This is a genomic window from Butyrivibrio sp. WCD2001 (assembly GCF_000424485.1).
In the GTDB taxonomy this organism is placed as follows: domain Bacteria; phylum Bacillota; class Clostridia; order Lachnospirales; family Lachnospiraceae; genus Butyrivibrio.
Map to the genome: position 1 here is coordinate 1 of NZ_AUJZ01000034.1, position 13,463 is coordinate 13,463.

At 35.5% G+C, this 13,463-nt stretch carries 14 protein-coding genes and 1 pseudogene; 1 reads left to right on the top strand and 14 read right to left on the bottom strand.

Features of this window, described 5'->3' with window-relative positions; translation table 11 throughout:
* Window positions 1-1,036, top strand: a 1,036-nt coding sequence (locus G630_RS25155; RefSeq protein WP_026499273.1) for a hypothetical protein, incomplete at its 5' end; no start/stop codon positions are given.
* 34 nt (window positions 1,037-1,070) lie between these two features.
* Here the strand turns inward: G630_RS25155 and G630_RS0116970 are convergent.
* The 14 genes and pseudogenes from G630_RS0116970 to G630_RS25160 all read right to left on the bottom strand — a co-directional run.
* Window positions 1,071-2,360, bottom strand: a complete 1,290-nt coding sequence (locus G630_RS0116970) for an LlaJI family restriction endonuclease (RefSeq protein WP_026499274.1) — start codon at window positions 2,358-2,360, stop codon at window positions 1,071-1,073.
* Between the two features lie 15 nt (window positions 2,361-2,375).
* A complete protein-coding gene (locus G630_RS23905) occupies window positions 2,376-4,442 on the bottom strand; it encodes an McrB family protein (RefSeq protein WP_049946276.1) in 2,067 nt (688 codons plus the stop codon).
* Between the two features lie 2 nt (window positions 4,443-4,444).
* Window positions 4,445-5,617: a DNA cytosine methyltransferase gene (locus G630_RS0116980; RefSeq protein WP_049946277.1), complete on the bottom strand. Its 1,173-nt coding sequence runs from the start codon at window positions 5,615-5,617 to the stop codon at window positions 4,445-4,447.
* Window positions 5,614-6,864 carry a DNA cytosine methyltransferase gene (locus G630_RS0116985; RefSeq protein WP_026499276.1) on the bottom strand — a complete coding sequence of 417 codons (1,251 nt, stop codon included), beginning with the start codon at window positions 6,862-6,864 and terminating at the stop codon, window positions 5,614-5,616. Before G630_RS0116985 ends, G630_RS0116980 begins: the two co-directional genes overlap by 4 nt.
* Entirely contained in the window at window positions 6,861-7,073 is a 213-nt protein-coding gene (locus tag G630_RS22495) for a helix-turn-helix transcriptional regulator (RefSeq protein WP_044959690.1), read from the bottom strand. The genes G630_RS0116985 and G630_RS22495 overlap by 4 nt, the downstream gene beginning before the upstream one ends.
* 209 nt (window positions 7,074-7,282) lie before the next feature.
* Entirely contained in the window at window positions 7,283-7,498 is a 216-nt protein-coding gene (locus tag G630_RS0116995; RefSeq protein ID WP_044959694.1) for a DUF4314 domain-containing protein, read from the bottom strand.
* 119 nt (window positions 7,499-7,617) lie between these two features.
* A complete protein-coding gene (locus G630_RS0117000; RefSeq protein WP_026499278.1) occupies window positions 7,618-7,800 on the bottom strand; it encodes a hypothetical protein in 183 nt (60 codons plus the stop codon).
* A gap of 79 nt (window positions 7,801-7,879) precedes the next feature.
* Window positions 7,880-8,200: a hypothetical protein gene (locus G630_RS0117005; protein ID WP_044959697.1), complete on the bottom strand. Its 321-nt coding sequence runs from the start codon at window positions 8,198-8,200 to the stop codon at window positions 7,880-7,882.
* Between the two features lie 26 nt (window positions 8,201-8,226).
* Complete coding sequence (locus G630_RS0117010) at window positions 8,227-9,081, bottom strand: hypothetical protein (protein WP_026499280.1); 855 nt, start codon at window positions 9,079-9,081, stop codon at window positions 8,227-8,229.
* A 76-nt stretch (window positions 9,082-9,157) separates the two neighbouring features.
* Entirely contained in the window at window positions 9,158-9,523 is a 366-nt protein-coding gene (locus tag G630_RS0117015) for a winged helix-turn-helix domain-containing protein (RefSeq protein WP_026499281.1), read from the bottom strand.
* 138 nt (window positions 9,524-9,661) lie between these two features.
* Complete coding sequence (locus G630_RS0117020) at window positions 9,662-9,982, bottom strand: nucleotide pyrophosphohydrolase (RefSeq protein WP_026499282.1); 321 nt, start codon at window positions 9,980-9,982, stop codon at window positions 9,662-9,664.
* A 33-nt stretch (window positions 9,983-10,015) separates the two neighbouring features.
* Window positions 10,016-11,749 carry a DUF2075 domain-containing protein gene (locus G630_RS0117025; protein WP_049946278.1) on the bottom strand — a complete coding sequence of 578 codons (1,734 nt, stop codon included), beginning with the start codon at window positions 11,747-11,749 and terminating at the stop codon, window positions 10,016-10,018.
* A gap of 160 nt (window positions 11,750-11,909) precedes the next feature.
* Window positions 11,910-12,824, bottom strand: a complete 915-nt coding sequence (locus G630_RS0117030; protein ID WP_026499284.1) for a GIY-YIG nuclease family protein — start codon at window positions 12,822-12,824, stop codon at window positions 11,910-11,912.
* A 341-nt stretch (window positions 12,825-13,165) separates the two neighbouring features.
* Window positions 13,166-13,463 (bottom strand): annotated as a pseudogene (locus G630_RS25160) (hypothetical protein); the annotation flags it as partial.

Sequence of the window (13,463 nt, forward strand, 5' to 3'; positions counted from 1 at the left end):
ACATTTTTCCTATACGCCAAGAGAAGGTCTGAACCTTACCGGTACAGCAGGTGGCGCCATTGAACACAATATTCTTGGGAAATTACTTTCTATACCATCAGAAAGTATTGATAAACATATCGAATTCTTTGAAAAATACGGTTTTTTCCATCCGCTGAATTCTGATGAATATGCATCCATAGATGCCTCGGTTATACTTACTGTGTCTAACCACATTAGAGCTACCATCCGTTTAATGAATGCATTAGGGAAACGTGATTACAAGAGTATGCTCATACACGCTTCGTATTTGCTTTTTTCTAGTCCGGTTGAATACACAACAGTAGAAGATACATACAGAACCTGCACACATACTTTCACATCGCTCATCAACAATGCCCCGCTATTTCCAGATGTTAACCAAAACCATGAAGTTCAAGCAACAGGATGTATCTCTATATTTGATCATATAACCAATAAAAAGAATACCGTAACAATCGAATTCATTAACGCCATAAGAAGCGGTACTGGGACAGATATTGAAGGAAGTAAGTCCCCCTGGTTCAAAAGCATCGTCGCACTTTATTTGATGGATAATGACCTTGATGAAGACCTTCGCCTAATAATAGATTTCTTCTATCATATTTTCACAGAAAATGGAGTATATGACGAAATTGATTTTGCAAAGATAAAACCCTATGGGCAATTAAATATTGATACTCTTTCTGACTTAATGAAGGCTGCACTTGTAAAGATTTCCAGAATTGTTATTGCTGAAGAAATAAACTATAACATCCAAGGCATTCACCCAAAGTATGATGGGCAGCAACTATCCGCTTCATGGCAAGTCAGCACTCTTATTGAAGCAATCTACTTTTCTGTTTTTTACATGAAAGCAGGAGTTGAAATCTATAAGGAATGTGAGAATCCAAACTGCAAGAGAGACAAATTCTTTCTTGTTGAGGCTACAAGAACAAATAAAAAATACTGTTGCCAGCAATGTGCAAATGCAGCTGCTGCACAACGCCATCGAAATAGAGGATTAAAAAAAGACTGACCTACCTCACAATTTGGGTAGAGCCAGTCTTTTTTTATATAGTCCTTGGTGCTGGAACAGGATTCCTTGAACGAACCTTTTCGATACATGAAGCCAAATTCTGTTTTTGTTGATCTGACATACTAATGTAGTTATACATCAAGAAACGCGTATCTATAACTATCCCCTGAATTCTTTCATAATTTTGCATATTGGCTTTCCAATCGCCTACCGCCTCACCGACATTCCCTATGTCTGTTGTTATGCAGGGAACCAAATTACCATTTGTATCTACTGCCCAGAACGGATTATTATTCTTGTTAAAAGGCATAATAAACGCGTTATACAAGCTATCATTCGGAATATGTTTTATGCGTTCTATATACTCGCCATATGTTATCTGCTTATTGATATCGGTTCCGTTCGGCAAATGATCTGGCACTCCGCTAAATCCGTAGCGATACAGCTTTGCATCAAGCACATAAACCTTATCATTGAATACCATGATTGTGTCAGGAATAAGTGGTGTTTTCTCTTTGTCCCGCCCATAATCGAGAAGCCAGCGAGTTCGTGGGAAGAACTCATCCTTATTCTCAATTCCAAAGGCCTTATCCACCATCTTCTCCCATACACGTTCAAAAAAATCTGTGCCAAAAAAGTACTGCTTTTCTGATGTACTCTCATCAATATATGTGAGCATATCCTTCATAGCAGAGAACAGTTCTTGCTCCTGATCATTATGTGTTGAAGCCAGTTTCTTAGTTAGAATATAAATCGATTCTTTTATGCTCGGATGCGGTCCCGGTTGTTCAGGCATATACGGAACATACAGCCATCCCATTTTCTCAAACGCTTCATAAACGCAATATCGATGAATCTGTGTAATCTGTTTATTCGCATTAGGGGTTACCGCTCTAACAGTCATCTGAGTAAAAACTAACGATCCATTTTTCTGAACCAATGCTCTCTGTTCTCTTACCGTTTTGGGCCAAGACGCATTTCCTTTAGTATCTGTTCTGTATAGAGGATCAGTTTCCATATAGTAACGACCGGTTCTCAGAAAGTTTCTTATGACTTTCAAGTAAGCATGCATAGGAAAATCAACAGTTCTTGGAGCTGCAAACTTTGATTCATCTATGACACGATCTTCTTTCATAAATGCTGCAAGTACACCAAAAAGATTGTTTATATCTTGACGCAAATCGTCATCATTTGAAGGCAACTGGTACCCTATGGGAAAATAAATAACCGCATCATCTGTATCTGCTTTTACTCCCACAAAACTGTCACCCTCATCATTAGTATTAACATGGCAGCGTTCTCTTATATTTTTCTGTAAATCCATATAACTATCACCTCATTACTGCTGTGAAGGATATAGGCTATCTCTAACTGTCTGTTTAAATACTTTGAATCTCTCAGCTGCTCTTGAATATACAAAAGTGCGTATAACCTTCTCAAGACTATCCATATTATCAGTATCAAACAATGCTTCTGGATTAAACTTAAAGGCATCATCCCATAGATATTTGATAACCTTTTCAGGGAATATCCTATTATGCATTACAGCTTCTCTGATTTCACTCAATCTCTTCTTTTGATCATCTGTTATATCCCCTGCTGTTTCATGAATAAGAAGATCATTGTATTCATCTCTTAAGGATATATAATCGCCTGTAGGCAAAGCTCTATTATCAAAAGCAATGTCATTCTCATGTATAAAATACACTCCCAAACGCTTATCTTCAGCCGAAGCCATCTTTGCTTTGTTTCCAACAATAATTCCGTTAACAGTATCACAGAATTTTTTCCAAGTAACTTCTGTATCAAGTATTTTTGCGTCAGAAAGAGAAGTACGTACATTGTCAAAGTTGTTTTCTATCAATCGCATTCTCCATCTACGCTGAAAAGCTGTATCTAATGTAAATACATTTTGATCCGAAGTATTCATTGTGCCAAGTATTGATAAATTGGATGGAATTTTAACCTTGTGAGTTTCATCATGATATATTTCCTCTGCCATATATTTATGCGTAATACCATACTCACTTGTACCAACAGGCATTTCATCATCGCTATCTGTCAATGCAACTTTTCGATCCAAAAGTTGAAATACTTCTCCGAATATTGCAGGGGCATTACCCCTGTTTATTTCTTCGATAATGAGGATGTATTCCTTATCAGGATGCCAATAAGCTTCTCTCATAATGGATGTAAATGGTCCAGGTGTAAATTCATAAGTAACCTGCTTATCTTCATCAACCACTGGTAAAATCTGTCCAATAAAATCAGCATTCGTATAATCCGGATGAAACACTAATCTTTCAACTACACTATCAGAATGACAATACTCATGTTCTATTGTCCAGCTCTTTCCTGAGCCAGGGACTCCATACAGTAAGACATTAGATCCTATGCTCAATCTCTTGCTTTCATCTATACTGTCTACTAGTGGTAATACTCCATCTTTCCCAATCTCATCTATAACGTCATCCAATTCATCAGAATATCTTTCCTCGCAAATCGTATAATCCTGTTCAGCATCTGCAAATGTAAAGTCTAATAATTGTTTTTTAATATAGCCGTCATTGGCATCAACGCCATGAATTGTTTCACGCAATGTTCCTGGGCCAAACCATGTTTTTACAGGATCCAATCTAGTCCAATCAACTTGTATTTGCTTACCATCATTATCATTAGCAATTACAGTTCCTATTGCTTTAATACGCATAGCTCCAACAATCTTCCCATTATTGTTGAAAGGAAGATTGTTTTTCTGTGTGAAGCACGATTTAATCGCTATCCTATCCCCTACTTGAATAGAATTCACAACATCAATAAACTTGTCATTCCAACCATTCTGCCAAATACCTTTATCAATGTATTCATCAGAATAATCATGCCACTCTCCATATTCATCACTTCCAGTTGTTCCAACATACCAAGCAAAAAGCACCTCATCCGACTCATCCTCATAACCTGCAGATTCTTCATGAGTTATATCAACACCCGGAAATGCGATAGATATCTTGTCATATAACGGAAGAACATCTGTATCCAATACAGCTCCAATAACCCATCTTGATCCTCTCTTTACAGCTAAAGCTATAGCATCATAATGCCCTACTCCAGGTCCAATAAACTTAGATGCTGGAGATATTCCACCTTGCAAATCTTCAGCATCTATAATTCCTAATGCAAATGAAAAGTGCTGAGTCAATGGTTTTCCTTGTGCCAATCTATTCCACAAATTACTTGCTCTAGAGGTTGCCGCTGTGATATAGATTTTATCTTCATCTATTCCGGATATTTCAGAAACGATTTTGATTAATTCATCAAATTTTTTTGTGCTAGTGTTACTTAATCCACCATTGAATCGTGTTTCAATCGAATGTAACTCTTGATCAAAATCTTCAGCTAACCCCATAATCAATCTCCTTCCATATTTTCCAGAAAAACTTCCATTGATTTTATAAAGCTCTCCGGATAGTTAATGAGTGTTGATTCAACCGCTCTTGTATAGAACCCCCTCATTCCTTTTTTTGTCAGTGGCTTAAGAGGATATTGCAAGTAATCTTTTAATGGTGGTGTGTTCATATTTATCGGCCACATTCCAACATTAACCTCAAACACATGTCCCTCATAGCCGTAAGCTGCTTTAGGCCATTTCTTTCTATGTATTTCCTTTGAAAGCTTCGTATCAAACTGTCCCGGATTAAAAATCCGATGTGCCAACCACTGCGACATATTTACACACACTGCATTACCAACCAAGTGCCATCTATCTCCTCTTTTGGCCTTTTTTAATTTCATAGCTGGAAGGGTCCAGTCTGTGTTAAATCCTTGAAGTTTCTCAGCATCCCTAATATCAGGTGTTCCAAAAAAGTTTGTAGCTGGATTCCATATAGCTGGAGGCGATGGAATTCCGATTTTAGAACCAATCTTTAATGTAGGAACCCCATCAACAGTCCACCCCAATCCTCGTTTTCCTTCTGTCCAATAAAAACCATATAGTCTATTAGGATCGATATCCCCAATGCTATCATTAACCGGCGGTTCTTTGATATCATCAGCAAATAAGACATTTCTAACATCATTGTTTTTAGATGCAACCAACAATAAACGTTGACGCCTTTGGGGCACTCCAAATGCTCTTGCATCAACAATACGATATCCCCATACATAACCTAATTTTTCAAGTTCTGATGTAATATACTTAATTGCATTTCCTGAATCCAAGCTTACCATGTAGGAAACATTCTCAATGACGATCCATTCTGGTCTCTTTTCTTCTTCTACATTTCCTAAAATCCTAAATAGATGTTGGACAAGACTTGACTGAGAACCTTCTATCCCTTTTTTTAGCCCTGCTTGGCTTAAATCCTGGCAAGGGAATCCTGCGGTAACAATATCAACTTTAGGAATGGATTCAACTTCTGTTATATCATCTGCTATTTTAATTCTTGGATAATGCTTCTTTAGTACAGCTTTCGCTCTTTCATCCTTTTCACATAAAAAAACTGTCCTTGCCCCTTCTCTATGGAATCCCTCTTCAATACCACCTATTCCGGCAAAGAAACCTGCAATTGTTTTTTTCTTCAATTGTTTTTTACCTCTCCTCCGTCCAAAAATTCTACGCCAACTATATAACTTGCTTTTGAAGGAACTGCATTTCCTATAATCTGCTGTAGCTCACGTCTCTTAACATCATTAAAATCAAAATAATCTGGAAAAAACTGTACTCTCGCTGCTTCATGTGGAGTGATAGTTCGTCTCCTCTTAGGATGAACAAAACGCCCTTGACCATTAGACCCAAATCCTCCAGTGATTGTCGGTGAAGGTATATCCCAATGCATTCGGCCGTAAACAGCAGTATAGCTATGTTTCTTTAGCCTATGACAATCTGGTCTTTCGCTATTAGGCAAGTCATATAAATCATTATCAAACAGATAGTCTATCCTCTTTTTATTAGTTTCTGATGAATTTGCAGGAGTATCAAATACCGTATTTGAATTTATATCAAGTAAATCCTCAATAGCCCACGCAATAGGTAACTCTTCACTTACTTTATGCACATCTATCGCTCTTTTAAGTGAAACCTCTTGCCCTCTGGCAGCAATCAAGAAAAATCTCTTCCTTCTTTGTGGAACGCCTATGTCCGACATAGTTATTACGCCGGAATCCACACAATACCCTAATTTCTGAAGTTCTTCCTTTGCAATATCAACAACATTATGCGTATCATGTTGTACGCCAGGCACATTCTCTATAATCATATACTTAGGCATGCATATTTCTGCGCATCGGATCATTCTTAAATACAAAAGATTTCTTGGATCGTTTCTTCTAGTATGATTATTTAGATCAGAGTTTCCCTGACATGGAGGACCTCCTATTAGCACATCAACATTTCCTACCATATCAAGAAACTGTTTTTCTCTATTAGATATAGGATCTCCAATATCCGAATCTATCAATTCTTCTATTGGATAATCTATAGTATACTTAGGATTAAAATTTTTCTTATAAAGATCAAGTGCTGCTTCAGCCATGTCTGCACCAAGAACTGAAACAAAATTATATTCTAAGGCACGACAGGCCTCAGCAATACCTAGAGATAATCCTCCGCATCCGCAGAACAAATCAACAACTCTTATATCTCCATTTGTATTCTTTCCTTGTGGACGCTTCTTACATTGAAGCCATCTCTTAAAATAATCATCATGCTCACTTAAGCTAATACCTTTAGGCAAATCGCTTTCGTTTATTTCAGAGCAAAACTCTCTTCCCTGTGTATCTCTTATAAATCTCTGAAGTGTTTTCCCCTTCAGAAAATACTCATAATTCATAACAACGCCTCATTATTTTTTTCTTCTTTGCAGCCACGATTAACCCATTCATCTATTTCTGATATCTTGAACTTCAGCAATTTCCCCCCAATTCTATGTGAAGGCATCGCCTTATTCTTTATCCATGAACGTATCGTTGCAGGTTTTACTCCCAAGTACTCAGCAGCTTCATCTATGTTGATATAATTATCCTTCTGATTATTGTCCATACCTTCCTCCATCTTATTCGGTGGGCATACTAGTCTGCATTGTATTTATGATACTTCTTTTGGGCATTGCTTACAAGATGTTATGTATTGTTTTCTTTTATTAAATATTGTTATGTATTGTTTCATATATTTTTATCATGTTTTATATAATTTCATATAAAAAACAGGTACCTTATAACTCCATAAAGGCACCTGCTGCAAATATATTTTTATGATATTATTTCTATCTCATCTTTTCCAAACAATACGCTTAATCCAGATCCGTTATCCCATCCGACCATCACTGAACCTATATCATCCACACCACGGACAGTTCCTTCTGTACCTATGGGTGGAGCTTGGTCGTCATCCATCTTTATCAATTTAACTCTCATTCCTAATCGATATGTTTCTTTAGCCCATTTAATTTGCTCATCACTTATCATTTTAATCACCTCCTAATGACCATTACTTCAATTCAAATTATGTCGTGAATGGAGGCATATGTAAGCAGTCAAAGCAAATAGATATAAAAATATCCTTGCTGGAAATGATTATTTAATTCTTACTGATCAATAGTATCTATAACAACATCGTACTTTTTAATTTTTCCACTAATGGATCTAGACACAAGTGAATAAAATGAACCAACACTACACTGTAGTTGCTTAGCGCATTCTTTTGATGTTCCTGTAGCTACCACCTCTTCATTTTTCTTGAGATACACAGTGTAATAATTTTTCTCCATATTATTGCCTCTTTAATCATTCCTAAACTTCTAATCATTATATTAAAATAGGATGACTATGGTCATCCTACTTCATAAATCATATCATATTAAAATGTTTGAAAGCATCAATAATTACTTTTTCTTTTTCAGGAGGACATTGGGGAACATGGTTTTCTCCAGATCCTACACGATAGTTTTCCCTCTTATCAAATCCAAGTTTATCTTTTACTTGAGCAATATAAAGATTTGTCACTCTTACCCCATATTCCTTCTGAATGAACTCTCTGATTTCAGCATATGTTGCTGTACCATCCTTACCTTCAAGCTTTTCAACATCTAGGGCAATATCGACATAGCCATCGACCTTTTCCCTTCTTAAAAGAACAACTATCTCAACCTTCTTTTGCCTTAACACCATTATGCTTATAATTCAATTCGAATAGTTCAAAAAAGAACATCCCTTACCACATTAGCCAAATCATCCGCCCCAGAATTTACTTCAGGCACAAGGAATCTTGGAAGCCCATCGTCACATATAGCTTTTATCCCATTGAGAAATATTTCTTTATCCTCTTGCATAGGGAATAAATCATTTAATGTCCCATTATGTGCTACCCATCTTCCATTAATGCTCTTTTTCTTCCCCCAAACGTGAATTCCTTTAACATAACGTCTATAAGGGTATATCAAATCTATGGCATTTAAATATTTTTCAGCATCAAATTGATCAGGCTTGATATTCTCACCAGTAAGAAGTTGCGGAAAATCAAGAACTACACCAAGTTTTATTCCTTCTGATTCGATAAGTTTGCATAAGCATTCTATATCCTGAGCCTTACTGAGTATGAATTTTCCACCATGATAAACAGATCCTGCCCTATTCTCAACTACTATAGGAGTATCAGGCCACGCTCTATGAATCATACTCTCGAACACCTTGTATCGAGTCACAAAAGCTTCCATATCGCAATAATCATTAAAAGGAGGATGTATTTCTATTACACAAGGTTCCTGATGTTCAGATGTCAAAGTAAAAATAAACCTAGCAAACTCTTCTGCCCATTCCTCACTTTTCCATAACTGCGGAACACCATCTTTATTGTCAACCGGAAGATGCAAAAAGCCTTTCATAAGATCCGAATTTAGCTTTCGTTTGCCATAGCTATACTCTGTATGTAAAGAATAGTTGCTGATATCTGGAATGTCCTCTTTATCAAAATGCCCAGCCACTTCGACAAGATCTGTCTTTATACCATCAGGATACGAATGACCTCCATATTGCACATAAATAAAATTCATATTTTGTTCCTTTCATAATTGTGCTGCGTAATAAGGTCTCTGTAATTGTAAAAAGTTTCTCCACTGACCATTCTATTTAAAGTACACTATTTGCATAATCTATTGCATTTCCAGATATTTTCTTCAAAACACTCTGGTTATTAAGTTCTTTATGCAAATCCTTCAGATAATCAATTCCAGCTTCTGTAATGCCCCAATTATTTCTCTGATCAGACACATACCATCCATGCAATGCCAAATGCTTTCTTACAAAAGCTAAATCATTTCTCCATACAAGCTCATTTCGATTATCCTTAAGTTTTAAATCCTCTTCATTAAGCACTATCCAATCATTATCCTCGATGTTATCCAAAACATCAGCCTTTGACACACTACCATACTTTTTACAAAGCTGGTATGAAGATAACAATAACAAAAACCTTTTTTCATTCTCCAAAGTCATTTTTGTAATCCCCCATTCCAAATCTAATTAATGCCTGTCCATTAAACCTCTTTACACTCAAAAATTTCATATTTCCGAAAATAGCTGCCCTCATTACAGAGCAGCTTTTTAATGCTAATTTATATCTAACCTAGATTATCATAATTTATTATATTTCTTGCTACTTCCATAACTTTTATCTATAGGATATTTCTTATTATTCTGCTGTATTTTTTCCATAATTGCATCTTCAATACTTATCCCCATTTTATCTGCAAGTAAAATGCAATAATTCATGACATCAGCAATTTCTTCCTTTGCAGCCTGCTCGTCGTATTCAGGTGACCATTGAAAACACTCAAGAAGTTCTCCAGCCTCGATTGATATACTTTTTGCAAGATTCTCTGGAGTATGAAATTGATCCCAATCTCGATCCTTGGTAAATTTGATAACCTCTTTTTTTACTAGCTCAAAATTCATCTTATCCTCCAATAATTATCTCACTACAGGAAACTATTTAACATTTCTTATATAGCCCGCCAAATAATCACGTAACCCCTTGTTATATGCATATACATAGCATCCCTTAATTCCCCTTAACATCATGGTTACATATGCATTCAAAATATATTGCTTTAATACATCATCATCCTTTACTCCTGTTTTTACCATCTTATCTTTGAACTTTTCGCGTGTTATCTTTATTTCATTACTCTTTTTATCATAATCTATTTCCTTACCCAAAATTACGCCTACATAGTTCATATCAATTCCCTGTGTAGAATGAATACATCCAATTGTAAAATGTGAATCTTCTCTAGTAATCCATTTATCAGTACATACATTCCATATATATTTTCCTCTTCCGATATCATCAATGTCATAGCGTCTTTCTGCAACAAGCTTATTATAATAATCCATATTATTTTTTATATTTTTATTCTCTGGTTGAGTCTTCCAATCCCAAGAATAGCCTGCAACCGTTTTGCATAGCCCCTCTTTTATATCTAAATTCCTTATATCAGAAATCATCTTATCAGCATCATAATACAATTTAAAATCATAATTATTTATGTTTGTAAATTGTAACTTTTTATCGCAGCTCATTATATTTTTAATATATTGAATATATTCACTCCCTCCCTGACATCTCAGCTGTGTAGATAATGTGAATTGTAATTTATTGCTAAACTCCTTCCTTCTCTTTAATGATGCTTGATATTCATCATATGTTATATCAGAAGATTTTATGCTCTGATCTTTGTCATAAAACAGAATTTTACATTTGGCTTGTTCCAATACCCAATCTAACTGATTGCATTTATCTTTATCCAAAAGTAATGACTTGCAAACTTTGTCATAATTAGCATATAAGCCCATTGATGATAAGCTTTTCCTTTTAGCAAGTCTATGCGATTCATCAACAAAAAGAAGATCGTATTTCTTAAAATCGTCATTTTGTTTTAAAGCATAAGGTGTAATTATAATTTTCCTATTCAGCAAATCTCCACTTTCTTTAAAAACATCTGCAATCACTCCACGTACTCCGTTCATGGGAAATATCAATCCAATACGAACTTTTCCATTCCTATTTTGATAGTCTTTAATATATTGTTCACTTTCGTGCAATATTTGATAAATCATGTGAATTGCCAAAACAGTTTTTCCTGTTCCTGCACACCCATTAATTAAGTAGATTCCTTGTTCGTTATTTTCTAGCTTAGAAAAAACATCTTCCAATATTTCATTTTCGTATCTCTTCTGTTCTAATGTAAGCGTGTTATACGGCGAATACTTGAAAAGATTTTCATTTATTATGTCTTCTGCATCTTTGTTAACCATTTTTTCTTTTTTTAACGCTGGCCAAACATTATCTTTTAAATATTTGGAATAATCAGCTCTCTGATAGTAATCATGCGCATCTGATTGCCCATCGTTAGCATTTAATATTTTTTTAAATTTCCCATCAGCTTTGCACCACTTGATAAGCTGTTGTTCATAATCTAAAACTACAGATTTATTGAACGTATCATCAAATATTACTTTTACCCACTTTAGTTTTTCTTTAGCCTTTTTTGGGTTTATTAAATGTTCTCCTAATCGCCTTGCAGCATCGGATGCTTCGCCTATATATAATGTCTTGTCATTATATAGCAGATAGACAACAGGCCAATTAGTTCCCTTTTCCTCTTGCGCTAATTTTGCTTTTCCTTCTTGGCTAAATTCAAAAGTTTTTATAGTAACCATATAAATACCCCCATGCATTATTTTCAGTCAATTATTTAAATTATATCTCTATACTCCGTTATTCATAAAGAAATATTATTATTTATACCTTAATAACCAAAAGTTTCTCTACACAAAAATAAACTAAATACCAAAAGGCACCCTCACAGGTGCCTTCTACCTAATACTTTATCTTTTTTACTACATATTTTGAAAAGTCTAAACCGCCACGTTTTTCTGTTAATGTCTTAAGATTAATCCTAAGATCTATCAATTCCGGCTTATCCGTTCTGACAGCCAAACCAGCCTTATCATCTTTCTTTAAAGAAAATGTTTTTGCTGGTACATGAAGCAATACTAATTCCATATCAAGATTGTTATTAAGGATAATATCCCATTCCTTATCCAATAAAGATGTCTGTGGATTAGCACAACACTCATCCTTGCCATCTGTTTTTACCGCATATGTTGTATTGCTATTTTTTAACAATATACCTTTTTCCGAAAGGAAGCTAAGTGCATCAGCCTTTGCACGTTTGCCTATAGCAAGCTTTGTCTTAACATCAAGAGTCTTGATAAGACTTCCTACCTTAACTGTTTTCGTATCGTTGAAAACGTTAATTCCGATAAGCTGAAGTAAAAACAAAGCTTCTTCCAAATACTGCCCCAAGTAAACCTCTCTGAACTTATCGACCTTTGGTTTATTTCCCTTGTTTTTATTATCACAATCGAGTCTTCCGACACTCTTTGCCTTATCAATCAAATATGACTCAAGATAATCTATATCCGAATGAGTAAGACTATCATCTTTGGTGGTAAGTATCGCCACGCTCTCCCACCAATCCTTTCCAATTTTATGCTGTCCTACTCTTTTGGCAAGATCTGATGCCTGTCCTACATAGACCATATCTTGCGACAAAAGCAAGTATACTCCGTACTTTTTACATGCATCCGTATCCAGTAATTCATCTACAGATTCTCTTGGTGCAGAATACAGTTCTCCTGAGTTCCAGCTTGAATCTTCAATGCTTATAACTCCGCCAAGATTGCCTTCATACAATAATAGGTTTATCGTCTTCGCCTTTGCGCCAGCCAATCAAAACCACCTCTGTTCTATCCTTTTTGTTTAAAGTATAATGGATTCTAAAATTTTGATCAAATAATTTGTTTTGTATTATCAGCCGAAGTCTATTCCAGCACTCTTAAATCAGAAACGATTGGCTACTATGCTGCCGTCTCAACATCCCCTATCTACTAACAAATATATGTCGTATCCAAGCAATTCAAATAGTTTGTGTATTTTTAGTATATTAACGTTTTAATCGTTATAATAAATCTTGTATTTATCAGTATTCTATACATTTTCTTAATATCCTGCTATGACGTTACTCTAAAGCTTAAAAAAGCTGCCCTCAATTGAGAACAGCTTTCCACAAATCATATTAAATTGAAATGCTTGAATGCATCTATAATAGCATCTTCTTTATCTTGAGGACATTGAGGCGTATGCCCCTGCCCTGATCCCACTCGGTAATTTTCTCTCTTTTCTATACCAAGTTTATCCTTAACCTGTGCGATATAAAGATTTGGGACTCTTAATCCATGAACCTCAGCAACATAATCTCTTATCTCTGCATATGTTGCTGTTCCATCCTTTCCCTCCAGCATCTCTACATCTAATTCTATATCAACAAAGCCATCTACCTTTTCCCTACTTAAAAGCACAACCGTCTCA